The sequence below is a fragment of the Streptomyces radicis genome, from assembly GCF_003626575.1.
Lineage (GTDB): Bacteria > Actinomycetota > Actinomycetes > Streptomycetales > Streptomycetaceae > Streptomyces > Streptomyces radicis.
On the sequence record NZ_RBDY01000013.1, the window covers coordinates 163534 to 186583 of the forward strand.

General features: G+C 69.6%; 15 protein-coding genes. 7 read left to right on the top strand and 8 right to left on the bottom strand.

The annotated features are described in order from the left end of the window. Window positions 1-24: 24 nt before the first annotated feature. Window positions 25-5247 carry a DEAD/DEAH box helicase gene (locus D7318_RS18750; protein WP_120698268.1) on the bottom strand — a complete coding sequence of 1741 codons (5223 nt, stop codon included), beginning with the start codon at window positions 5245-5247 and terminating at the stop codon, window positions 25-27. A 201-nt stretch (window positions 5248-5448) separates the two neighbouring features. On the opposite strand from D7318_RS18750, the gene D7318_RS18755 reads away from it, so the two are divergent. Next, complete coding sequence (locus D7318_RS18755) at window positions 5449-6414, top strand: serine/threonine-protein kinase (RefSeq protein WP_120698269.1); 966 nt, start codon at window positions 5449-5451, stop codon at window positions 6412-6414. Between the two features lie 8 nt (window positions 6415-6422). Here the strand turns inward: D7318_RS18755 and D7318_RS18760 are convergent, their stop codons facing one another. From D7318_RS18760 to D7318_RS18775, 4 genes are read right to left on the bottom strand one after another with little or no spacing between them, the layout of a single operon-like run. Continuing rightward, window positions 6423-9359 carry a pPIWI_RE module domain-containing protein gene (locus D7318_RS18760; protein WP_120698270.1) on the bottom strand — a complete coding sequence of 979 codons (2937 nt, stop codon included), beginning with the start codon at window positions 9357-9359 and terminating at the stop codon, window positions 6423-6425. A gap of 28 nt (window positions 9360-9387) precedes the next feature. Beyond that, the gene (locus tag D7318_RS18765) at window positions 9388-12990 is read right to left on the bottom strand and encodes a pPIWI_RE_Z domain-containing protein (RefSeq protein ID WP_120698271.1); all 3603 of its coding nucleotides are present in this window, start codon (window positions 12988-12990) and stop codon (window positions 9388-9390) included. Beyond that, window positions 12983-14140, bottom strand: coding sequence for a pPIWI_RE_Y domain-containing protein (locus D7318_RS18770; protein ID WP_120698272.1), 1158 nt, complete (start codon window positions 14138-14140; stop codon window positions 12983-12985). Before D7318_RS18770 ends, D7318_RS18765 begins: the two co-directional genes overlap by 8 nt. Continuing rightward, entirely contained in the window at window positions 14137-15576 is a 1440-nt protein-coding gene (locus tag D7318_RS18775; protein ID WP_120698273.1) for a PD-(D/E)XK nuclease family protein, read from the bottom strand. The genes D7318_RS18770 and D7318_RS18775 overlap by 4 nt, the downstream gene beginning before the upstream one ends. A 337-nt stretch (window positions 15577-15913) precedes the next feature. On the opposite strand from D7318_RS18775, the gene D7318_RS18780 reads away from it, so the two are divergent. Further along, window positions 15914-17398, top strand: a complete 1485-nt coding sequence (locus tag D7318_RS18780; protein ID WP_120698274.1) for a serine/threonine-protein kinase — start codon at window positions 15914-15916, stop codon at window positions 17396-17398. A gap of 4 nt (window positions 17399-17402) precedes the next feature. Here the strand turns inward: D7318_RS18780 and D7318_RS18785 are convergent, their stop codons facing one another. Together D7318_RS18785 and D7318_RS34975 are read right to left on the bottom strand one after the other, a co-directional pair. Beyond that, the gene (locus D7318_RS18785) at window positions 17403-19430 is read right to left on the bottom strand and encodes an N-6 DNA methylase (protein WP_120698275.1); all 2028 of its coding nucleotides are present in this window, start codon (window positions 19428-19430) and stop codon (window positions 17403-17405) included. Between the two features lie 236 nt (window positions 19431-19666). Next, window positions 19667-19966 carry a DUF2399 domain-containing protein gene (locus D7318_RS34975; protein WP_230423864.1) on the bottom strand — a complete coding sequence of 100 codons (300 nt, stop codon included), beginning with the start codon at window positions 19964-19966 and terminating at the stop codon, window positions 19667-19669. A 352-nt stretch (window positions 19967-20318) separates the two neighbouring features. Here D7318_RS34975 and D7318_RS18795 point away from each other — a divergent pair, with 352 nt between their 5' ends. Further along, window positions 20319-20729, top strand: a complete 411-nt coding sequence (locus D7318_RS18795; protein WP_120698276.1) for a hypothetical protein — start codon at window positions 20319-20321, stop codon at window positions 20727-20729. Between the two features lie 70 nt (window positions 20730-20799). On the opposite strand, the gene D7318_RS33400 is transcribed toward D7318_RS18795, so the two are convergent. Beyond that, the gene (locus D7318_RS33400) at window positions 20800-21180 is read right to left on the bottom strand and encodes a hypothetical protein (RefSeq protein WP_220729691.1); all 381 of its coding nucleotides are present in this window, start codon (window positions 21178-21180) and stop codon (window positions 20800-20802) included. A 559-nt stretch (window positions 21181-21739) separates the two neighbouring features. On the opposite strand from D7318_RS33400, the gene D7318_RS33405 reads away from it, so the two are divergent. From D7318_RS33405 to D7318_RS34040, 4 genes are all read left to right on the top strand, one after another. Continuing rightward, window positions 21740-22039, top strand: coding sequence for a hypothetical protein (locus D7318_RS33405; protein ID WP_220729693.1), 300 nt, complete (start codon window positions 21740-21742; stop codon window positions 22037-22039). Between the two features lie 120 nt (window positions 22040-22159). Then, window positions 22160-22387, top strand: coding sequence for a DUF4365 domain-containing protein (locus D7318_RS34030; RefSeq protein ID WP_230423865.1), 228 nt, complete (start codon window positions 22160-22162; stop codon window positions 22385-22387). Between the two features lie 13 nt (window positions 22388-22400). Continuing rightward, the gene (locus tag D7318_RS34035; protein WP_230423867.1) at window positions 22401-22577 is read left to right on the top strand and encodes a hypothetical protein; all 177 of its coding nucleotides are present in this window, start codon (window positions 22401-22403) and stop codon (window positions 22575-22577) included. Window positions 22578-22604: 27 nt separating this feature from the next. Further along, complete coding sequence (locus D7318_RS34040; protein ID WP_230423868.1) at window positions 22605-22817, top strand: hypothetical protein; 213 nt, start codon at window positions 22605-22607, stop codon at window positions 22815-22817. The last annotated feature ends 233 nt before the right edge of the window (window positions 22818-23050 follow it).

Here is a 23050-nt window from a genome sequence, read left to right on the forward strand (position 1 = left end):
AAACGTATGTGAAGGGGGATGGGGTCAGTCGTCGCTGACGCCGAACACCGAACGGTACCTGCGGGTGATCCCGGACCAGTCGTCGTCGTGGCGGAAGCGGATGACCTCCCACCCGTCGTCGTACAACCGCTCCTGCGCGTCCTCGTCGCGCTGAGCCTGTACCTCGGAATCGTGGTGCGGGCCGTCGATGAAGACGGCGACCGGGCCCACCTTCGTCCGGTACACGAAGTCGGGGCGGGAGAGCGCGCTGGAGACGAAGAACTGCTGCTGGTCGGGCAGCCGCAGGCCGTTGCGGGCGAGGAACGCCACGAACTTCTGTTCCAGCGTGCTGTCGGCGCCGTCCAGGAGCGCCTGGGCGTGCTCATCGCGGGAAACCCCTGGGACGGTGTCGGTCACCTTGGCCCCGGCAAAGCGCAGCAGCAGGTCCCGCACCAGCTTGCGGTCGATGACCTGGTGGTGGCGCTGGTTGCCGAACGACAGCAGGCAGTCGTAGCAGCCCATCTCGCAGGCGGGGCCGCCCTCCCGTCCGCCTTTGTCGCTGCCGTCCCTGCGGAAGTGGGCGATCTCCAGGGCGCGGGCCGCCGCCCGGCGCAGGGCGTCCGGCTCGGCCTGGAGCCGGCGCAGCACGCCGGCGCCGCCCTCAGCGCTCTCGATGAAGAGGATGCGGTCGCGCGGGCCGTCGTAGGGCGGCAGCTGCTCGGTGTCCAGCTCGCCGTCCTCCAGCTGGAACTCGGCTTCGATGCCCCGCTCCAGCGCGTACTGGAGCGTTACCGCCACGTCTGGCGCCACCTTCTCCGCGAGCTGCAGCACCAGGATGTTCCGCGTGTCCTGGACGTACGGGATCACCGGGACCTTGCGCTCCGCCTTCTCCGCGCTGTCCAGGCCTTCCTGCTCGTCGGTGGTCAGCGTGCCCGGCTTGTCCTTGTCCTTCTTGGCGTCCAGCCACTTGCCCTCGACCGGGTCCAGCCAGAAACCGGAGCGCTGCCTGCTGCGACGGTAGCCGAGATTGGTGAGGCGGACCGTCGCGCTGTCGCCGTAGGTCAGCTCGACGAGCGGGGCGCCGTCGGCGTCGCGGGCGGCGGCGTTCAGCGAACCGTCGCGGTCGCCGTGCTTGTTGAACTTGTACGACACCTCGACCACGTAACCCGTGCGCTGCCGCTCCTCCTCGTCCGAGGAGATCCGGTCCCGTCGCTTGGTGAAGACCGTCCGCAGCTGGAGGAGGTTGTAGCGGGCCTCGGTCAGCTCGGTGTCACAGAAGTCGCACCTGTTCTCCAGCTGCTCGCCGATGTGCAGATAGCCGCAGTGCTCGCACACCTTGGCCTCCTCGGTCTGCAGATCACCGGAGGCGCTGGTGGCCAGCTGGACGCGGTCCACCTGGAAGCGGCTGCCCTCGTGGTAGATGAAGGCACCCGGGCCGAACTCGCGGATCGCAATGAAGCGGGAGCGCTGGAGGTAATCGCCGTCCCGGCCGCGTGCGGCCCGGCCCGTGCCGGCAATGAACGCGGCGAGCGGCAGCCGGGGGAAGGAGTAGCCCGGCAGGAAGCCCTCGGAGGCGAGGTAGCGGTACGGGGTGAAGTCCGACAGCGGGCTGTTGCCTCCGGTGTCCTCGTTCTTCAGCAGCTTCAGCTGGGTCTCCGCCTGGTGGCGGCGGCGCTCAGCCTGCGCCGAGGCGTCCTTGCCCAGGGTGTTGTCGAGGATCCGCCGGTGCTGGATGTCCCGCTCCTTCAGCGCCTTGCGGAACAGCTCCTCCCACCGGCCGAGCGCCTTCTTGAAACGTCCCGGCGCCATCTCAACGGTCCGCTCCAGCCACCGCTCGTCCCACCAGGAGGTACTGGAGAGGCGGTCCATCGACTCCTTGAGCACCGCGGTGGCCCGACGCAGGGCGCGCCGCTGGGCGGCGGGGTCCTGGATCTGCTCGACGACATCCGGGAACAGCCGCAGCGACGGCGCGTCGCCGGCGGCGTCCAGGATGTGCGGGATGCGCTTGCCCAACTCCAGCCCCGTCTCGGCGAGCCATATGGCGTGGATGTGCGAGCGGACCAGGTCTTCGTTGGCGAGATCCAGCCGGGGCGGGGCGACCGCGCCCGCCACCATCAGGTTCGAGCGGCGGAAGTAGTACTGGTCGTGGCTGTTGCCGGTGGCGCAGTACGTCGTGACCAGCGCGGGCTGGCCGGACCGGCCGGCGCGTCCGCTGCGCTGCGCGTAGTTGGCGGGAGTCGGCGGGACGTTGCGCATCCCGACCGCGTTCAGGCTGGCGATGTCGACGCCCAGCTCCATGGTGGGCGAGCAGTACAGCACGGGCAACTTCTTGCCCTTGCGGAAGTCCTCCTCGCGCTCCTCGCGGATCTCCGTGGGCACCTGCGCGGTGTGCTCGCGGGCGACCAGGCCGGCGAGGGTCGAGGCGACCTCCTTGTAGAGGTTCTTGAAGAACGGGTTCACCCGGGGGCCGCGGCCGTCGCCGTAGGTGCGGCGCAGCCGGTCGACGGCGCCGAATTCGTCGTCGCGGGCCGTCCACACCACCGTGGTGTGGTTGATGCGGTAACCAGGCTCTTCGCCACGCCCGGTGGGCACCTCGGTGAGCAGGCCGGCCTCCGCCAGCACGTGCGCGAGGTCGACGATCACCTCCTGGGCCTCCTTCATGTCCAGCGGCCTGCCCGCCCCCGGGAACTGTCCCGGCCTGCGCAGGAACCGGCCGAAGCCGCCGCGGGCGGTGATGTTCAGCTCGCTGCGCGACCGGTTCGGACGACCCGGCCGGACGTACGCCGTACCGGGCGGCGGCGGGGTGCGCTCGGTCTCGGCCAGCCCCCAGGCGTCGTTCAGCAGGTACGACAGCTTGCGCATCTCGTCGAAGTCGGCCTGCTCGAAGGTGGGGAAGTCCACGGCGCGCACGCGGCGCAGCTCGTCGAAGAGGATGCGGGCGAGCTCCGCGCGCTTGGCCGGGTCGGCGGTGCGCAGCGGGCGACAGGTCCCCTCCCAGCGCTCCTCGTCCTCGGCGATCTCCTCCAGGTCCGCGTACTCCAGCCGCAGCAGGCCGGTCTGCTCCAGGTTGGGCATGGTGACCCGCCAGCCACGCTCCAGGTCCAGGTAGAGGCGGTACTCCACCACCTTGGTCAGAGCCCGCTTGGTGCGCTTCGCCTGGTGGGTCGCCTCCTTGGGGTTCTTGGAGTAGTCCTGCGGCACCAGGCAGAGCTTGGCGACCACGGCGGGGGCAATGTCCTCGTGCGGCAGCCCCTCCTCGCCGGCCTCGACCATCGCCCGGTAGAGGCCGCCGCGCAACTGGGTCACCAGGACGAAGTCGTTGAAGTGCCCGGCCTGCAGGCTGGCGTCCTGGCGGTTGTCGACGAAAGTGAGCAACTTCCGTGCGTCTTCGGCGAGTTCGTTCTCCGGCAGCTCCTTGAGGTGGCGCACGATGCTGGAGCTGATGAGGGAGGTCGCCGTGGAGCGGCCCTCGCGCTCCATCGTCATCAGCTTGGCGAAGTCGTTGCCGCGGGGCGTCTCGTAGCTGACCCCGCAGTTGAGGCAGAACATGAAGGGCATGGGGATGTAGGCCGCGTACAGGCCCTGGCCGCGGTCGACGACCGAGCCGTCGGGCCTCACCCACACCGGCTGCGGCACCCGCTTGCGTCGGCTGTCGGCCAGTACCTGGGTGCCCTTCTTGTCGTCCGTCACGATCCAGCTGTCCGGGAAGCGCTGCTCGTCGATGGCCCGGCCGGTGTCGTCGGGCCACGGGTTCTCCGCGCTCACGTACAGGTAGCCGTTGTCCTCGTCCTCCTCGGTGCGCTGCCGGAAGCCGAGGGAGCCGTTCTTGCGCTCCTCCCGGGCCACGGTCAGGTACTCCTGGCCGCACTCGCGGCAGAAGGACAGCGGCAACAGGATCGTGTCCTTGGCGCCGGGCACCCGCAGCTGGTACGTGCGACTGATGTGCCGAGTCTCCTCGTCCTCCAGTGACACGTACACCGAGTTGCCCTTGGACAGGAACTGGTGCAGGCGGAAGGCGAACAGGGGCCGCTTGTCCTCGTTCTTGGCCTGCGAACCCGCGTGCAGGGTGTCGCGGATCGCGGCCACGCAGCTCTCGTACGACTCACTCGTGCGCTTTTCGAGCCTGCGGGCCGCCTTTTCCACCGTCGTCGGCTCGGCCCGCACCAGGGCGCCCTTGTCGGGGCCCTGAGTGAGCGTGCGCAGGCCGAACTCAGTCTCGATCCAGCAGGCGAGCGGGTCTTCCTTGAGGACGTCGTAGTCCGTCGAGGGCGCGTTCGCCCTGACCCGCTCGGCCAGTTCGGCGTCAGTCGGCTCCTGGTCGCGGGTGGCCCGGACCAGGGTCTCGCCCACCACACGGTCCGGAGTGACGGTGGAGGAGAAGAGAGTGGTCGCGACCTCGGCCACGGCCTTGCGCCGCTCCTCCAGGGTGCCCTCCGTGGACATGGTCGCCGAGGTGCCGACGACCTGGAGGTCCGGTGCGGCGCAGGCGTCCCGGACCCGGCGTACCAGCAGGGCGACGTCCGCGCCCTGGCGGCCGCGGTAGGTGTGCAGTTCGTCCAGGACCAGGAACTTCAGGCCCTGGGCGGCGGGCATCAGGACCTTGCGCTCGTTGGGCCGGGTGAGCATCAGCTCCAGCATCACGTAGTTGGTGAGCAGGATGTCCGGCATCTTCTCGAGGATCCGCTCGCGCTCGTCGTCCTTCTCCTGGCCGGTGTAGCGCTCGAACGTGACCGGCTCCCTGCCCTCGCCGTAGCCGTGGCGCAGGAACTTCTCCAGCTCGAACTTCTGGCTGTTGGCCAGAGCGTTCATGGGATAGACGATGATCGCCTGGACGCCGGAGGCGGCGCCCCGCTCCTTCGCGCGCAGCACCTGGTCCACGATCGGGACGATGTACCCGAGGCTCTTGCCGGAGCCGGTGCCCGTGGTCAGGACATAGCTACCGCCCGCGCGGGCGGCCTCGATGGCGTCCCGCTGATGCCGGTGGAAGGCGATGAGCCGGCCCTCTTGGAGGGAGCCGTCCTTCTTCTTGCCCGTACGGAAGATCTGCTCGCACTCGGGGTGCAGCAGCCCTTCCTCGACGAGCCGGGTGACCTTGCCGCCGGGAGCGAAGCTCGGGTTGAGGGAGAGCCAAGGGTCGGGCCACTGGTCGCCCTGCACGAGGGCCTCGTCGACGGTGCTCTGGATCCGGTCGTTCTTCACGAGGACCGAACTCGTGGTGAAGGCCCGGTAGTCGGCGATCAACTGCTCGTGCACCTTGAAGACGTCCACAACACCCTCACTCGCTGCCGCGCCTACCTGCACCTTTCACCGTATCGGGTGAGATGGGGCTGGTGGAGCTCAATGCCGGAGTCTCCATGACATCACGATTCCGTGAACTCAGTCAACGCACATGAATTGCCTGGGGTGTGAATCCGTCGGGATGGGGGTGTGATGCCACGCCGTACATGACAGTGGCACACTCGGTCACCTATGGACATCGGAACCCTCATCGCCAAGCGCTACCGTGTCAAGAGCGCCATCGGCCACGGCGGCATGGGCCAGGTGTGGATGGCGGACGACGAACACCTGGGCCGGAGTGTCGCCATCAAGACGATGACTCCGGCGAGCGGGCTGACGCCCTCTCAGATCGCGCACGACAGCGCACGGTTCGAGCGTGAGGCCAAGGCGGTGGCCAGGCTCGACCACACCGGGCTCGCGGCCGTGTACGACCTGGGTGTCGAGACCGGCACGCACTACCTGGTCATGCAGTACGTCCAAGGGCTCGACCTCGGCGACTACATCGTGGAGCGCGAGCGGCTCACGCTGGAGGAGGCCACTGCCGTCGGCGTGCAGATCTGCTCGGTGCTGGCGGCAACCCACTCGCGGGGCATCGTCCACCGGGACCTCAAGCCGGGCAATGTGCGCATCCGTACGGACGGCGTCGTCAAGGTGCTCGACTTCGGTGTCGCGGCCATCCTCGACGGCGACACCCAGAAGCTCACCACGACCAGCGAACGGCTCGGTACCTTCCAGTACATGGCGCCCGAGCAGATCATGGGCGAGCCCGTCGATCCGCGTACGGACCTTTACGCCCTCGGGTGCCTGCTCCACGAAATGCTCACCGGCAGGCCGGTCTTCGAGCACGAAGCTCCGCTGATGGTGCCGAGCCTGCACACCGGGGCGGCGCCCGAACCTCTGCGGGCGCTGCGCCCGGACGCTTCGGAGGACGTCGAGAACCTGGTCCTGGAACTGCTGGCGAAGAAACCGGCCGACCGGCCCGTGCACGCGGGCGAGGTGTACCGGCGCCTGGCCGTCCACCTGCCGGCGCCGGGCGCACCGGAGGCCGCCCTGGTGCCGTGGGCGGAGCCCGATCCGCGCCGGCCCTTCCGCCACCCCATGGCTCCGGATGCCCGCCCCGTCCGCCAGTGGGCGAGGGAAGCGGGCGGGGCCCGGTAACCGCATGGTCAGCGCGGCTCGCCCGCTTCTACACGCGTCTGCTGCGCCGGGACGTTCGCCGCGGGCCCCCGAGGCTCGGGGGCCGTCTCCACTCCCGGCGCCGACGCCGTGTCGGGATCGGCGTCGGCCGCCGCGTCGGTGGGGTCCTCGCCGTCGTCGTTCCGCGTGGGCAGCACGTACTCCTGGGCGAGTCCCGCGAGGTGCAGGGGCAGCGGCAGGCTCAGCGCGTCCGGCAGATCGGGCGCCTGCCGGAGCTGGTGTACGGCAAGCGCCAGAGCCTCGGGAGAGTCACCGTCGTCGGGGTGGCAGCCCAGGATCGCCACCTCCACCAGTCCCGGGTTCCAGGCGGCCTTGTCGGTGTCGATGGTCACCTTGCCCTTGGTGTTGACGCGGGGCGCCAGCTTGTCGGCGGCCACCGACAGTTTGAACGTGCGAGCCTTCGGCGTCGTGGACCAGAAGACACGAGCAGACTCCGCGTCCGCGGTCGGGTCCGTCCACAGGTGGGCAGCCAGGCCGTTGGCACCGTCCGGGTTCACGGCCCACCACTGTGCCGTCTCGCGGTTGCGCGCCGTACGCACCCGCACCAGCCGCAGGTCCGGATCCAGCCGGCGCGCCGGCGCGTGACCGTCCCGGAACTTGTCCCTCACCACATTGCCGTCCTGAAGCCAGGTCCAGTGCGAGCGCATGTTCTGCCCATGGGCCAGCAGCAGGGTCGGCGTGCCCCGCAGCGTGCGACGCACCCGATGCAGCCACTCCTCGGTCGCCTGGCGCTGCTCGGTCATGTCCGCCCACCAGGAGAGCCGGGCCGGCGGGGCGTCGCCCTCGCGCGGAACGGGCACCGTTCCGGTCGGTACCTCGGCCTGCCTGGTCAGCCGCAGCAGCATCACCGGGTACGGCACCCAGGCACGCGCCTCGTCGTCCCAGCCCTCCACCCGGGCCAGCCCCGCACCGGACGGATCCGGAGTGACCCGCACGGCCACGGGCACATGCCCCGCCCACCGAGTGCGGCTGCGCTGGTTCTTACGGACCATCCACACCGCCGCGTACCGCAGGCCCCCGGGCAGCCGTTCCCCGAGGCTGTGCTCGGGGTGGACGCGCACGCCCAGCTGCCGCAGCCCGTCGTCCCAGGCCTTGGCGGCGCGGAACTCCTTGTTCTTCTCGCTGTTGTAGCCCTTGGCCCTCTTCGGTACGGCCATGAACTGGGTCAGTACTCCGGCGTCCGCGCAGCCGAGCCGGAGCGCGAACTTGGCGTCGTGGTCGGCGGAGGTGAAGTCCTTGGTCCGGTCGATCTCCACCAGCGCCAGCGTGGGGGCGGCCGAGGAGACCTCGTCCTCCGAGAGGAAGGCCGACATCTCCCGGCGGCGCTCCCGAATCGCGGCGGTGACCGCCTCCCGCGAGTGCCGGGTGCCCTCGGGCAGGGCCAGGTCGTGGCCGAGGGACCGGGTGAGCCGACGGCAGTGCAGGCGCACGGTGAGCTCGGGCGACTGCCACTCCAAGGCCACCGTGCCGTCGTACGCTTCCTCGGAGGCCGGGGCGCCGCCGTCACCCTTGAGGTCCAGGTGGGCGACGAGCGCGGCGATCGCCGTGTCCCGCATCTGGGGCGTCTGCCAGAGCAACCGCGCCTCCAGGGTGGGTAGTTCGTCCGGGGCGGGAGCCGCGGGCAGCTGACGCAGCGCGAACGCCGTGCCGGTCCGGCGGGCCTCCGCCCGCTCGTGCTCCTGCTCGGTCTTGGCCGGTTCCTTGGAAGACTCCTGGCGAGGGTTGCCCGGGGTGCTGCTCGACAGGCGCGTGCGCACCAGGGCGGGCACTTGGCACAGCTCCTCCGGCAACGCCCGCAGCGCCCACTGGACGATCTTCGAGCGCTGGTCCGTCATCAGGCCCGCTCCCACCTCATGGGAACCCATCGCCGTGCTGTACAGCGCAGCCGCCCGCATGTCGTCCCTCAGCCATCCCGCCGGGTCGGTGAGGATGGCCTGCGCGTCAGGAAACGACTCGGTGAGGGACATGTTCCGCAGCATCCCGGCGGGACCGCCGCCGACCCATTCGTACCCGTCCGGGCTCCAGGCGAGCCGCGCCACCGCGAACCGGTCGCTCGCTGGTGCGCCGGGCAACCACGGCACCCGCGGCCGCAGCAGCACCGTGGTCCTGCGGCCGAACGGCAGATACAGTCGGCCCGTCCTGGCGCTCACCCGGGTCGCGTACCGCCGGATGTGGCTGTGCACATGGAAGCGGGGCAGCGGGTCGAAGGGCACGGTCTGGAGCGTGATGTTGAGGACGACGGAGTACCACTCGGAACCCCTGTTCCCCTCGAACTCCAGTGCCTGCGAGACCAGTTCGGCACCCCTGTCCTGCGGTCCACGCGGCATGGCCCGGAACCGGAGCCGGCCCGCCCCGTAGTCGTACGGCTCCAGATCAAGGATCCGCCGGGCCAGCCAGTCGGTCGTCAGCTGGAACTGGCGGGGATCCGGCGCGGCCGTCCCGCCGTCGGTGGGCCGCTCGTAGCGCAGCAGCTCCACCGGGACGTCCTCATGCCACCGGGGAGGGTGCTCCAGGAGGCCGGACCGGGTCTCGGAGAGCAGCGAACGGTACTCCGGCTCCGGGCGCAGGTCCCTCAGCCACGCCCCGAGGAGGCCCTTCAGCGCGGCGTCGGGCAGCGGATCGGGGATGCCCTCGGGGGCGTACAGCCAGAAGTCGGAGCCCTCTCCGCGGTGACGGTTCGGGCGGGGGCGTACCAGGACGTCGGGGGCGAGTGCCTGCACGACCTGGTCCATGCGGAACGTGGGCACCGTCTCCAGCGGCTTGTCCCGGCCCGCGTTGCACAGGGCGAGCAGCGCGCCTGTCCACTGCTCGGGAAAGGGCAGTGCGCGGTACCGCTCGACGACGGAGGACTCGAAGGAGACGGGGCGCACCGCGGCGGTGCGGATGGCGTCATAGGGGCGTGCCATGGCCAAACCCTTTCGGAGAGGTGGCTGGTCAGGAGGTATGGTGAGTGATCTCGCGCAGTGCCTTGTGGAGCGGTGCGTAGAGGAGGCGGGCGACCACGGGGTCCGCCGGGTCGGGGCAGTCCAGCGGCGGGGCGCCGTCGGCGAAGTACGGGGCGAGGACGTCCCGCAGGCCTGTAAGCAGACCGTCCTCCAGCGGCAGCGGCGCCGCCGTGGCGCCCGGTGAGAGCAACTTGGCCGTGCGCGGGGCGAACCGGGCGTCCACGAACACCACCCGGGCCGGTACACCACCGCGGACCAGACGGCCGATGACCTGCCAGATGGTGACCAGCTGGTCCCAGGTGAAGGACTGCCTCTCGTGGTCGGACAGGCGCGAGTAGATGTAGCGGCGCGAGAGCAAACGGCGCCATTCGGCCCGCGCCACATGCCGGAAGGCCAGGCCCGCCTCGTCCAGCCCCGCCGCCCTCATGGCCAGCTTGCCGAACGTGCCCTGGGGCAAGCCGGGTTCGTCCCGGGCGAACCGCGTCACCCAGTCGTTGATCGCGAACACCGCGAGGGCGAGGTCGTCCGGCCGCGGGTGCGGTCGGGCCAGGAACAGAGCCGTGCCGAAGGCGGCGTTGCGCTGGGTGTTGAGAATGTTGTGCCCGCGTTCCACGGCCATCAGCGGCGCCACGAGGATCTCGGCCGTGGGATCCTGCGCGAACGTGGCGAGATCGCCCCGGCGCAGTGCCGTGGCCCGGTTCGGTCGCGACGCGGCGGGGCCCGAGCCGCGTACCGCCTGCTCCAGGTCGGCGTCGTCGGCGGCCAAGACCCGCACCCGGCCGTGCCAGCGCTCCATCTCGTGCAACACGTCCGCCGCGATGGTCGCCTCCTTGTAGCTGCCGACCAGGAGGATGGCCCGGCGACGGCGGCTGTCGGCGACCTTCGCCAGCTCCTGCTCCAGCGGGCTCGGGGCGCCGCCCCTGCCGGGCGAGCCGAGCCGGCGGACCATCGCCTGGCAGGCGGCGGGCCGGGCCTTCGGCTCCGTGCCCGACAGGCTCAGGGGGCGGCCCTCGTCGTCGTACAGGAAGTGTGTAGTGAACACCGACTCGCTCACGGCCTTCAGGGATCGGTGCGAGGGAGTCAGCACCGCGCCCACGGGGGCCACAACGTGTGCGCGGGTCGAGGTGCCCGCCCAACTGGTGCCGGACATCAGCACGACGTGCGGGCCCCGGCGCCCACGACCTGGATCGGAGCCCACCTCGGGAAGAGTGAGCAGGAGTTCGCGGCCGACGCCCGCGCAGCGGAAGAAGCGCAGGGTGCCGCTGTGCTGTCCGTCGACGTTGCGCTCCCGCTCGTCCGGTAGGTACTGAAACCCCAGGACGTTGCCCATGGGAGCCTCAGGGACCAGCGGGGCGTAGTCGAGCGGCGGGCGGCGGGAGAGCTCGTTGCCGGTCGAGTCGAGGCGCAGGGCCGCCTCGACCTGGGGCCACAGGAAGACCAGCCGGTCCAGGCGCTGGTTCAGCGCGCTCAGCAGTAGCATGAACTCCAGGCGCCGGGCCGTCAGATCCAGCCATGCCTCGTTCTGCGCCCGGTCGGCCGCCGGGGTGTCCGCCAGCAGAGGGCGAAGGGTGGCGAGTACGCGGGCCCGTGTGGTGGAGGCGGACAGCGTGGTGAGCAGGTCCTGGGTCAGGCGCACCAGGTCGTCCGTGGTACTGCCGTACGGGTCCCGGCCGCCGAGAGGATCGTCGCGGAAGTTGTCGAACCGGTCCGTCAGTTCGGCGCGGCGGGCGTCCGTCTCGGGCCCCGCCGAGTCCGGCTCGGGAGCGTCGTCCTCGTACGCCTCGTACAGCTCCGACTCGTCGGACACTCCGTCCGGAGCGTCGGGAGGGGTGTCCTGGGCGAACCAGGAGCCCAGCAGCTTCTCCTGGAGCGTCCAGGGGCTGAAGTACTCGATGTCGGCCCACTCGCGCAGGTCCGCGTCGGAGATCAGCAGCTTGTAGAGGCGGTCCGTCGCGGCGTGGACCACGGTCAGCGAGGCGGACCAGCGCTCGATCTCCTGGTCGGTGAGCGGCAGTCGGCCTTGCCGGGAGAGTTCCTCGATGCGGTGCGTCTGCACCTGATCCAGCCACGACTCGGGGCCCGGCGAGACGAGCGTCGCCGAGGGCGCGAAGATCTCGTCCAGCTTCATCTGCGCCGAGTCGGCCTCGTCCACGACGATGATGTCGCTGCGCAGGCAGGCAAGTTCCAGGTGGCGCAGCCGCTCGTCCCCCAGGTGGCGCGGTACTGCCGTCTGCACGAGGCTCGCCGGATTGGCCACCCAGATCAGCGAATCGACGAGTTCCCGGGCAGAGCTGTGACGTGGGCACGTGAACCAGAGGGGGCAGCCGTGAGGGGTGCCCTTCGTCTCGGAGGGCTGGTCGTCGCTGGACGGGGAGGGCCGTCGGCCCGGCAGGTAGGGGTCGGGAAGCACATCGGCGGCGGGCTTCTCCTCCGTCCCCTTCCTCTCCGGGTGGAGGGAGGTGCAGGGGGCGTCCGCGAAGCGCAGAGGCTGCGCCGCCTCGGTGCCGCGCAGGGCGTCGACCACGCACACCGTGCTCAGGTGGTCGAAGCCGGGGTCGTCGTGATCCAGGAGGTTGGTCAGCCCGCGTGAGGCGAGCCGACGGTGCAGCCGTCGCACATGGGTCTCGCGGGTGGTCAGACCGAGTACCGGTGTGGCGGTCAGGCCGAGGTCGCGGAACAAGGCGGTCAGACGCAGCTGTTCGGCCACATCCCCGACGACCAGCGTGGTGCGCAGCCGCAGGTCCCGGCGGGCTCCCCACACGGCGAGCAACGCCATCAGGGTCGACTTTCCGGCGCCGACCATGCCTGCGAGGTGCAGCAGGCCGTCCAGGCGCAGGTCGCCCTCCGCTGAGAAGCCGAGCCCGTCCGCGTCGCGCGGCATGATGTGCAGCTCGGTGAGCCGCTCCTCCCAGTGGCCAGGGCTCTCGACCTCGTTCTCCCGTTCCGTCGCATCCATCCACTGGGCGGTCGCGACGAGTTCGGCGCGGCTGATCGTCAGGGGCCCGCCGTCCCCGGGGCGCCCCGCCTCCGGACGGTGGCCGGTGACCGGTTCGGCGGGCGCCCACTCCGGCAGCGTCACCGACGTGGGCCTGCGCCGGTCGATGAAGGTTGCGCGGCCCGCCGGGGCGAGCGGCAGGGGCTTGCGGGCCAGCGGGGGAAGTGCCGCGAGCGCGGCGTCGTAGACGGCGAACCGGTCGGAGGCGACGGCGGGTTCGCGCCGCCGGGCGGACAGGTCCGGCCCCGGAAGACGGTAGGCGCGCATCCGGTCGGGCAGACTCAAGTACGTCTCCAGGGTCTGCTGCCAGGTACGGCGGCGGCGCAGATGCCACAGCAGATGACGGCCCGCGGTGAGCATCACCTCATGCTCGGGGGTGAGCACGCATCCGCGGGCATGGACGAAGCCGTAGCCGCCGAACAGGGCGTACGCACCGTGGGCGGGCTCGTCCGGTGCGATGTGCTCCAGGAGCCGCAGAGCGAGCTCGACCTGGCACAGCAGACTCGGCTTCACGGCGCCCAAGTCGTCGGGCACCTCACTCCACAGCCGGGTGAGTTCCCCGCTGACCGGCTTGTGCCAGCTCTCGCGGTCACGCATCGCCGTTCTCCTTCTTGCGCGTGGCGCGCCCGCCGCGGGAGAGCCGGGCCTTGGCCCGGGCGACGAGTTCGGTGTCGGTGAGCAGGAGCAGATGGCGCGCCGAGGCCGGACGGTTGCGCTCGTACGCGGCGATGTAGCCGGGCCGGTCGTCGACGCGATCCTGCGGCACCACCCAGAAAGCCTCGTCGTACGGCGGCTCCTGCGGCACGGGCCGGGCAGCCCGCCCGAGGAACGCGGGATGGGCCCAGTCCTTCACGTCCACCGCCCACACCCAGCCGTCCGGGAACGTGATGTGCACGTCGTATGCGTCGTACGCCGGCCACATCCGCACCCGCAGCCCGAGCGTGGTGAGCCGCTTCTCCAGCGCCACCTCGGCCCGGCCCGGGCCGGTGACGAACTGGCGCAACGGGCGGGCCAGGTGGAGCAGTTGACCCGCCTCCTCCTCCAGGACGCGGCGGCCGACCGACGGCCGTCCCAGGCGGCGGCAGCGGTCCCGTTCGCACCACCAGCCGCCCTCGTGCAGCGGGGTGAGCAGGGTGAGGCAGCGGGCGCATGTCGCGTATCCGTCGCCGTGCAGATAGCTGTCGGGGACGGGGAGGTAGATCCGGCTCAGGAGTTCCTTCACCGGATCGAGCACATGGTCCATGGAGACGGCGAAGTCCTCCGCGGCGGTGAGCACGGGCCGCATGACGAGGAGTCGCCGGAACTCGGTGTACGCGTCCTCCTCGCCATACTCACGGCACAGCCGGAGCGCTGCTCGGATGATCTCCCGGTCGTACAGCACGTTCGCGCTGTCGGAGAACTGCTCCGCCCACTCGTAGCACAGGTCGGTCGGGCGGGAGGAGTCCGGATCGAGCAGCAGATCGTCGGGGCCGGCCGCCTCTGCGGGCAGGTCCACCGGCCAGTCCGCCACCGGACGCTCCCGGCACCACGACACCAGGTCGGGCAGACTGACGGGTGGCCTGGCCCTCCGCTCCAGGCAGGCCAGAACCGTCCGGTCCAGGGCGCGCTGGACCTCGGGACGATAGGGGAGGGCGAAGGCAGCGGGTCCGTCGGCCGCGTCCAGGGCGGTGAGTGCGGTGGCCAGCGTGCGCATCAGAGGGATGCCGCGGTGGGCGGACCAGTCGGCGGCGTACGGCGTCGCGTTCACCGGGCCTCCAGGTACTCACGCCCGGCTGCGCAGTACCTGAGCACGTCGCAGCCGGAGCAGTCGTCGCCGGGGCGCGGGGCGTATGTCTCATCGACGGCCCACGGCCCGGCGAGCGCGGCGATGATGCGGCGGGCGTCCGCCTGGGTATCCGGATCGCCGGGGTCGATCTCCTCGCACCGCGAGCCGTCTTCGTACAACACCTCGAGCTCGATCAGCGACCGGCGAGGATCACCCCCGGGCACGCCCGCGGCCATCAGCAGGACCGCGAAGGCGAGCTGCGGGTACGTTTCCATCAGCTCCTGCCTTTCCCAGGGGCGCTTCGCCGCCGTCTTCGTCTCGTGCCAGATCCAGCCGCCGGAGCGGGTGTAGAGGAGGTCGGGGTCGGCGATCAGGACGACGTCCAGCTCCGGGTCGTACGCGGTCAGGCGGTGCTGGACCCGGACGACCTCCCCGTCCGGAAGGCCGTCGAGCGAACAGGCCCGCTGGTGCTCGGCGAGCATGGCCAGCGCGGCCGGCAACTCAGCGGCGGACAGGCCCGGGAGGGCGTCGGGAAGCGGGGTCGTACGGCAACACCCCTCCTGGTGATGGATGTTGAGCCACTCGTCGACGGCACGGCCCCGACGGATCGGCTCACTCTCCGGTTCCCCCGACTTCAGGTGCAGGACCCGGGTGAGATGGAACTGCGCCGCGCAGCGTGCGTGCACACGCAGATCGGTGGCGGAGACGGAGCGGCGCCCTCGCGGGCGGCGAGGGCCGGGCACGCCGAGAATGCCGGGGGTCCGGCGGGGCAGCTCACATCCCGCGAGCCCCTCGCAGCGCACACAGCCGGAGCCGGGGTTGAGCCGGTCGTCCTCGACCACCCGGCCCAGGACGGGCTTCGCATGGTCGAGGAACCGCCGCTCGACCTCCTCGGTGTCCCAGTCGGCCAGTACGTCATGCTCACCGGTGCCGCACCCCACCCCGACGATCCGCACGCGCCGAGGCCGGACGCCGTCGCGCGTCACCGGACGGTGGATGTCCCCGAAAGCCGACCGGGAGGGAACGCCCGCGGCGGCCACGGCAGCCGCCTCCGCGATCTCGGCGGGCGGCCGGTCCTCCTTGACGGAGTTCACGGACAGCAGCCACAGCTCCCGCTCGGATCCGTCGGCGGACGCGTAGCGCCGTCCCCAACCAGTGCGCTCGTAGCGGGTGGCCCCGCGGGAGTCGGGGGTCTCGCGCTGGGTGACCGCGACCCACTGGGGGCGTACGGGCAGGGTCGCCGGGCGCCCGGCCGCGCGCCGCTCCGCTTCCCGAGCCGTACGCGCCCGCACATAGGCGCGAACTGCGGATTCGGCCCAACTCGTATGCCCCACGTGGTACTTCTGATTGGTCCGCAGCCTCGCCAGCGCACGCTCCACGTCCAGCCCGTCGTGCTCGACCGCGTCCACAGCGTTCATGACCGGTCCGAGAGCGAAGTCCTCAAGGACCTTTCCACGTTGACGCCCCGGAACCTGACGGATGAACGGCCTGGCACGCAGGGCGTTGCCGCGCGGGCAGTCCCGCGCGTCCTCACGCAGCAGCGGCAGAGACGTGCGGATCAGCCGGATGTCGCCGTCCGTTCCGGGCGGAGGGAGGTGGAGCGGCACGATGCACCCCTTACGGGCGTGAGGAGACAGGGACGCCAACAAACACAGAGAAGCTTACGCCTGTGAACTAAGTCAAGTTATGCATTCGCTGTGACTCGTGATCCGCTACAGTGTGGCTGACACTGTGTCATCGAGAGGTGGGTGAGGCGTGGAAGCGGGGGAAGTCCTCGACGACCGCTACCAGATCGAGGAGGCGCTCGACCAGGGCGGCATGGGGAGCATCTGGACGGCGACCGACCTGAGCACCGGGGACCGGGTCGCGGTCAAGGTGCTGCGCTTCGACGCCTACACGCAGGGCCGATTCAGCCCGGCTGAGCGGGCGCGTCGCAGGGCCGAGCTGCTGAAGCGGTTCGAACGCGAGGGCGCGATCCTGGAGGAGCTGAACCATCCCGGAGTTCCGCGCCTGCTCCACCGCGGCTACCTGAGCGAGGAGCCCTACCTCGTCATGGAGTACGTCGACGGGGTCAGCCTGCGCGAATTCCTGGACCTGCGCCGACCGTTTCCCTTCGACGCCGCGATCTCCATCGCCGTACAGGTCGCGGAGGCCCTGGGGCACGCGCACACCTGCGGCGTGGTGCACCGGGACCTCAAGCCGGGCAACATTGTCGTCGGCTTCGGCAGTGGCGCGGTCAAGCTGCTCGACTTCGGCATCGCCTACCTGACCGACCCCGACGCGACCCGCTACACCGCGCTCGGCGACACGCCCGGCACCGTCGGGTACATGGCGCCCGAACAGCGCCGCGGTCAGCAGGACATCTCCGCGGCCGTGGACCTCTACGCGTTCGGCTGTGTCCTGTTCGAACTCCTCACGGGCGAGCGACCGTTCGAGGACAAGCCGGACCGGAACAAGGACATTCAGCACCTCGAAGACCTTCCTCCGCGACTCAGGTCCATCAACCTCGGCATCCCTGAGGAACTCGACGAGTTGGTATGGGACCTGCTGGCCAAGGCGCCGGCTGATCGACCGGACTCGATCGACGAGGTGCTGGACGTGCTGCGCGGATTCCTGCCGAGACCGGGCGACCCCGCCCCCGACCCGCAGCTGGATCCGGATCCGACGGCTCCCTATCGGATGCCCAACAAGGAGGCGGCCGGAGTCGGAGCTGTGCCATCCAATCGGCCTGCCGCGTCACGGCGCTCGGCCCGCCGCCGTGGTGACTGGCTGGGGCGGAACCAGTTCGCCGGAGGCATCGCCCTCGCCCGGGCGGAGCTCCTCGCACGGGGGCCCGGCGACCGCTGCACCGAACTTGTCGGCCTGCTGTCCCGCGCGGAGTCGGACTGGGGCGACCGCGACCCGATGATCCTGGAAGGCCGACTGGTGTGTGCCGACGCCGATCGGCTGGATGGCCGCACGGCCGACGCGAAGAGGCGGTACGAACAGGTGGCCGACCGGGGAGACCCGTCGGACCCCCTTGTAATGGAGGCCGAACTCGGCATCGCCGAATGCCGGATGCCCCAGGGAGACTTCGTCGGGGCGTTCCATGGCTGGCGTGCTGCGGTCGAGCGCATCCTCACCTACGCGCCGACATCCGAGGGGCTGACGAATCGTTGCCGCGAGATCGCCCTGGAACTGGGCGAATCGGGTTACCAGGCAGAGGTGGCCGAACTCCTGTCCCAGCTGCCCGAGTCGTAGGCCCTCACATGCGAGGTAGCTGCCCTCCGGCCAGCAGATCTACCAGCGACCGGCTCAACTCGGCGCCCACCGCCTTCATCTCCCGCAGATCACGCTCGAAGACCGTGATCCTCCGATGGATCTCCCCATACCGCCGCTGCTCTTCCAGGGAGAGTCTCGGGATCTGCAAGCGCCGTACATCGATGCGGGACGTGGTGGACGCGTGGGTGCCCGCCCGCTGCACATTGGCGGGGGCACGCAGGCAGCCGGCCAGGAACCAGGGGTCGAGAAGCGTGGGATTCACCCTGAGGGCCGCGAGTTGAGGGCCGAGGACCGACGGAACATCGGTGTCCACCTGCACGTCGAAGGCCCGGGCCAGTGCCGCGATGATGATGTCCTGCGACGCCGTCACGGTGAGAGAGCCGTCTTCCTCGCCCTGAGCGACGACCGGCGCGGAGAGCCACAACTGCGTCGGCCCGGAAAGCGGTGCGCCGGTAAGGACGCGGGCTTCCCCTTCCAGACGCTCTCCGCGCCGCACCAGGTCTTCCGGCAGTGCCTGGCCGGTCCGGATTTCCAGCGCCCCGGCCCGTTCGAGCTCGCCGACGCTGATCAGGGCGACGGCCTCGTCGTGTTCCGCAGGAACGAGTTCGGACAAGCTACCGCGGACGTCTCGCAGCTCGCTCAAGCAGGCGTCGAATTGGGCCCAGGACTGTCGTAGATCGACCATGGTCGCCGTACGCGTCCGCGGAATGTGGCGGGCCGGTGTGAGGTCGACCTGCTCGTCCAGAAGATCGACTACGGGGACAGACACGCTGCCCTGCGTCTCATCGCCGCTGAGGACACCCGTGACCTGTGTGGTCACCGCGGGCCAGTCGACACCGCCCCTTTCCGCCGCGGCCGAAGATACGTTATGTGCCGTGTCGATGAGTGTGAGCTCGGTCCGGGGTCGGTTCCCCGACTCGGTATCGCCTTTCGCGCAAAGGATCCACAGATGCAGGCCCACCCCGTAAGGCGGGGCGGCTCCTGGGGGCAGGGCGACAACGGCCCGAAGCAGGCCGGCCCGGAGGAGATTCGCTCTGATCCTCCGGCCGGCGCGACGAGCCGCCACAGTTGGCGGCAGCACCAGCACAGCCACTCCTCCAGGAGCAAGTGCGGCAATCGTGTGCTGAACCCAGGCGAGCTCCGGCTCGGTGCGGGGGGGCTGTCCGTACACCCAGCGCGGGTCCGTGGCGAGCTCGGCGTGGCCCCAGTCGCGTTCGTTCGATGGCGGATTACACAGGACGACATCAACCTGCACTCCAGCGTGGGCATCGGCGCGCAGCGTGTCGCCTGCTGCCAGCGAGAGGTTCGAAAGAGCCTTCGCGATGAGGCCGTCCACGGCAAGCCGGGCCTGCGTCAGCCGCACGAGCACGGGGTCGCTGTCCTGGCCCAGGAGACGGACCGGCGACGTGCTCTCGATGCCCCAGCGCCGCCCAGCGGCGGCGAGCAGCGTGCCAGTGCCGCATGCCGGGTCGAGGACCGTGTGTACCGGCCCCGGGTGGAACAGTGCCGCGACCTTGAGCATGAGTTCGGCGAGTCGCGGTGGGCTCGTCGTGATCTGCCGTACGTGAGTCCGGAGCCAGCGTTCCAGAAGGAAATGGAAGGTCGATCGTGAGGAGTCCCCCGCTGCAAGGTCCACAGTGCGTTCCAGAAGATGGGCGCGGTGCTGATCCACTGCGGCATCGTCCGGGGAGCCGACGGACGCGACGCCGCTCAATCGGAGTCCCACCTGGGCGACCAGACGGCCTGAGGTGTCCCGGTTTCCCAAGGACTCGTATTCCGGCCAGAGGCGATCAAGAGGGTTCGCCGCTGCCTTGAGCTTGTTCTCCTGCCTGAGCCATGCCTCGACATCGGCCAGCGAGAACTGAGGGCTCGTGTCGGTGCCGCCGACAGGGGCCGGAAAGCTCTCATACCGACGCCGCCAGTTGCTCACAGCGGCGCGCCCGACTCCGGCGATGCGGGCGATCTCCGCAAGGGTGACGACAACCGGGGTCGAACCTGTGTTCTTGGGCATGATGTTCTCCCGGAACGCGCCGTGTCTCTCCTCAGCCCGATCCCGGCACAACGTACATGAGATGGAGGGAGGGTGTTGTTTGACTAAGTTTACATATGGGGAGTCCGATGACCGACTCGGGCACGGCCATCCGCTCGCTCAGATGCTCACCGCACGCCACGCCACCGCGACGACGATCCCGGGCGGAGCTGGCCGGACGCCGCCCGGAGAGGCCCTGGGCCGTTCAGTGGACGAGGTCACCCAGCGGCAGATCGAGGACCGCCCACCTCGACGCGTACGCCGAGGTGGGTGATCGCCGCCCGCAGGCCCGGGTCCCAGGGTGCGGCGGTGGGGGCGCCGGTCAGGGGCGGGGCCAAGGAAGCGGTCGAGGCGACGGTGCGGTATGCAGCGGCCGTGTAGCGCCAGCCTGCGCATCGCCACCCCGTTACCTTTTCGTGGCCCTGCAACAGGGCTCCTGGCCTCCGGACCCGGCATGACCGTTGCCCCCTGCCGAAGGCATGACCTGGGGGTGGTGTCACCGGGCCCGTGGGCGTCATCTGACCGCCGATGAGAGGCCCGACCGCTACCTGGGTCCGGTGCAACGCCAGACCGCTCGCGGGCGCCAGGTCTGCGTAACGTGGATGCGCGCGCGGTGGCGACCTGCGCGAGGCGAGGACGGACAGGTGGCACGTCTACACCTTCATCGCTGACCGCACCGGGTGATCAGTTGATGGATGGCACTGCACCGCTGGAAGCGGAAGGACATCCGCCGACGGCTCACCAACCACATCGCGGTGGTGCACATCCCTGCGGCTGGTTGCCGCGTGACCTCCAGAATCCTCTGTTCTCTCCCTTTGCTTGCCTATCTCCTCTCTTGTCTCTATGCTCTCATTAGAGAGAGGAGACCCCATGACGGAGACAGTCGAGGTGGACACGCAGACCTACCAGTCGCTGGCGTTCGCGGCCCGCATGAGCGGTTGTACGGCAGGCGAGGTGGTGGCACGGTTGGTGGCCGCCGCCAGCGTGCCCACCCCTGCCGCAAGGGAGAACACGGAGCAGCCGGAAGCGGACAACAGCGTGACGGTGTACGCGGATTACGAGGGACACCGCACGCAGGGCAGCTACGATCCGAGGACGACGCGCATCGACATCACGTCGGGGCCGCTCAGTGGGCAGAGCTTCAAGACGCCGACCGGTGCGGCCCGCGCCGTGGTAGCGCACTACAAGCCTGGTGTCAGCCCTCACCGTAACGGCTGGTCGTTCTGGGTGCTGGACGACGGCTCCGGGAAGCTCCTGCAGAGCATCCGGGGGGCATCGTGACCAGCGAGGCGGAGCGGTAGTTCCACCGCGCCATGGTGCTGGGCGTGGAACGCCTCAAGCGGGAGATCAGCTACAACGCGACCCGCTTCATTTGGAGACCGCCGGCCGGCGGCTGCGCGAGCACCGCTTCGGCGTCGAGCGGTTCCTGCGCGCATCCGCATAATCGCCCCCGGCGTGGGTCGCGTCGGACCCAACCCGGGCTGGCTGATCCATGCCCACCTGCGTCTTCTGCGGCTCCGCTGACACCCTCATCGGCGAGCATGTGCTCGGAGACTGTCTCAGCAAGATCGGCCTTGACCTTGACCCGGTGCCGCACGGTGCTCGTTGGCTGAAGCGCATTGGGCGCGAACTCGGGGTGCGCCCGCCGTTCCGCCAGAAAGTCTGGGACGTCTGCGGCGACTGCAACCATGGCTGGATGAGCCGCCTCGAAGTCGTCGCGCAGCGCGTCCAAACCCCACTCATCTCCTCGGCCAGTCCGGCCGCATCGAGGCGGCGGACCAGGGTGCAATCGCGGCGTGGGTGCAGAAGACCGCTTACGGCGATGCGGGTGTTCTCCGAGGCGGACCGGGACAGAGGCTACGGACTCCCGGTCTCGGAGTACCACGAGTTGTACGCGCTCCGGAAAGAACGGCGGCTGCTCCCGGCGAGCCAGTTCTGGGCCGGACCATACGAAGGAGTTCGCGGCTGGTCGATCCGGGTCACGCCGCTGGCGGTGCGCGTCGACGGCCTGCCCGAGCCCGAGCGACCGCAGGCCTACGCCATGACCATCTTGCTCGGACAGCTCGTGCTTCAGGGGGTGCGGTTCACGACACCGAGCCTCCAGGTCCGCGTATCCATTCGGCTGCCTCAGTTCTGGCCACCAGCGGGGCCAGTCACCTTGCCGAGGGACGCCCCTAAACGATGACGGGTTTCTGGACCTCTCCGGCGGCAAGGACTTCCGCTCGACCGAGCAGCACATCGAGCTGCAACCCTGATACCCCGCAACTGAGCTGACGCCGAGGCGGCTATCGGTGGCAAAGGTCGAGCTGCCGACAATCTGCGGCAAGCACGTCGTGTACTACCCTGCCGCGCTGGTCGGAGAGGCGATTCACGGTCGGTTCTACGCCTTTGGAACGGCGTGCGAGTGCCCTATGGCCTACCTGATCCACACCGAGCCAGATGGCGCGCACTGCAATGCCGCAGACACCGCAGAAGGCATCTCAGAGCTGTACGAGGCACTGCCGGGTGAGGAGTACGAGATTGAGGACGATGACGGCAGCTTCTGGTGCAAACGGCTGCCGAGCCCATTCCAGCAGAAGATGGAGCCATGATGCGCCGTAAGCCATCCGCCAAGGTTGCCACTGCCGGGGTGACCCGCGCTAAGCAGGCTGTCGAGGACGAGCTGGAGTGGCTCTTCCACCGAGGACTACGGCATCGATGCGTACGCGGAGGTGCTGGTCGGCGAGGACGTCCGTGGCCGGCTGTTGGCCCTGCAGATCAAGAGTGGGATGAGCTGGTTCCGGGAGACGGCACCAGGGGGTTGGTGGTTCCGGCCGGACGCCGAGCACATGGCCTACTGGCTCAACCACTCCCTGCCGGTGGCCGCAATGCTGTACCACCCGGAGACGGGGCGCTGCCACTGGCAGCTGGTCAACCGTCAACAGGAAAGGAGGAGGTGACATCTCACTGGGTGTGGACAACGAGGACGGCGAGGAACCCGAGAAACTGGCCAGTTGGGGCGTGTTCCTTGGTCTCGCCAGCTACGCCGACGTGGTTCCGAAGTTGTTCGCGTGGGCTGACGCCCACGTGCACCCGGAGACGTACGACGGGACGGAGTGTGACCAGTACAGAGCAGATTGCTGTATCTGAGCCAACGAGTACGAGCTCTGCGCGGCGGTGCCGTTCGAGGAGTGGAAACAGCGTCTGCTTCCAGAGCGTATCCGGCCGTACCGCAACGGCGGTGGTGAGGTCGATTTCCGCCGACTGGAGCTGACGCTCAACGAGCTGGGCAAGGCATTCTTGGTGGTGGACAGGATTGCGATGGAGGGCGGGAGGTTGCTGACGGCGCGAATTTCCACATCTGTGACAGGTAGCAAGATCACTGAGTAAGCCAGGCACGGACTTAGGCCATACCATCCATACAGGAATGACAGCTACCAGCGTACGTTGTCATGGAATCGACTATGAAACCGTAGTTCGCGATCACAAGCAACACTGAGGTTTTCTCAGCGGTGGTTATTTCCATGCGTTGTTGAGTGCCAGAGCTGCTTGTGTGATGGCGCCGATGCGGGTGGGGCTGATCGTGACGTGCTGGAGGGTTCGCCAGCGTTGTTTGAGTTCCG

Bases quoted from the DNA above. Each gene is read 5' to 3' on its own strand.
- D7318_RS18755 (WP_120698269.1), top strand. From the start codon at position 5,449: ATGGACATCGGAACCCTCATCGCCAAGCGCTACCGTGTCAAGAGCGCC.
- D7318_RS18760 (WP_120698270.1), bottom strand. From the start codon at position 9,359: ATGGCACGCCCCTATGACGCCATCCGCACCGCCGCGGTGCGCCCCGTC.
- D7318_RS18765 (WP_120698271.1), bottom strand. From the start codon at position 12,990: ATGCGTGACCGCGAGAGCTGGCACAAGCCGGTCAGCGGGGAACTCACC.
- D7318_RS18775 (WP_120698273.1), bottom strand. From the start codon at position 15,576: ATGAACGCTGTGGACGCGGTCGAGCACGACGGGCTGGACGTGGAGCGT.
- D7318_RS18785 (WP_120698275.1), bottom strand. From the start codon at position 19,430: ATGCCCAAGAACACAGGTTCGACCCCGGTTGTCGTCACCCTTGCGGAG.
- D7318_RS34975 (WP_230423864.1), bottom strand. From the start codon at position 19,966: ATGACGCCCACGGGCCCGGTGACACCACCCCCAGGTCATGCCTTCGGC.
- D7318_RS18795 (WP_120698276.1), top strand. From the start codon at position 20,319: ATGACGGAGACAGTCGAGGTGGACACGCAGACCTACCAGTCGCTGGCG.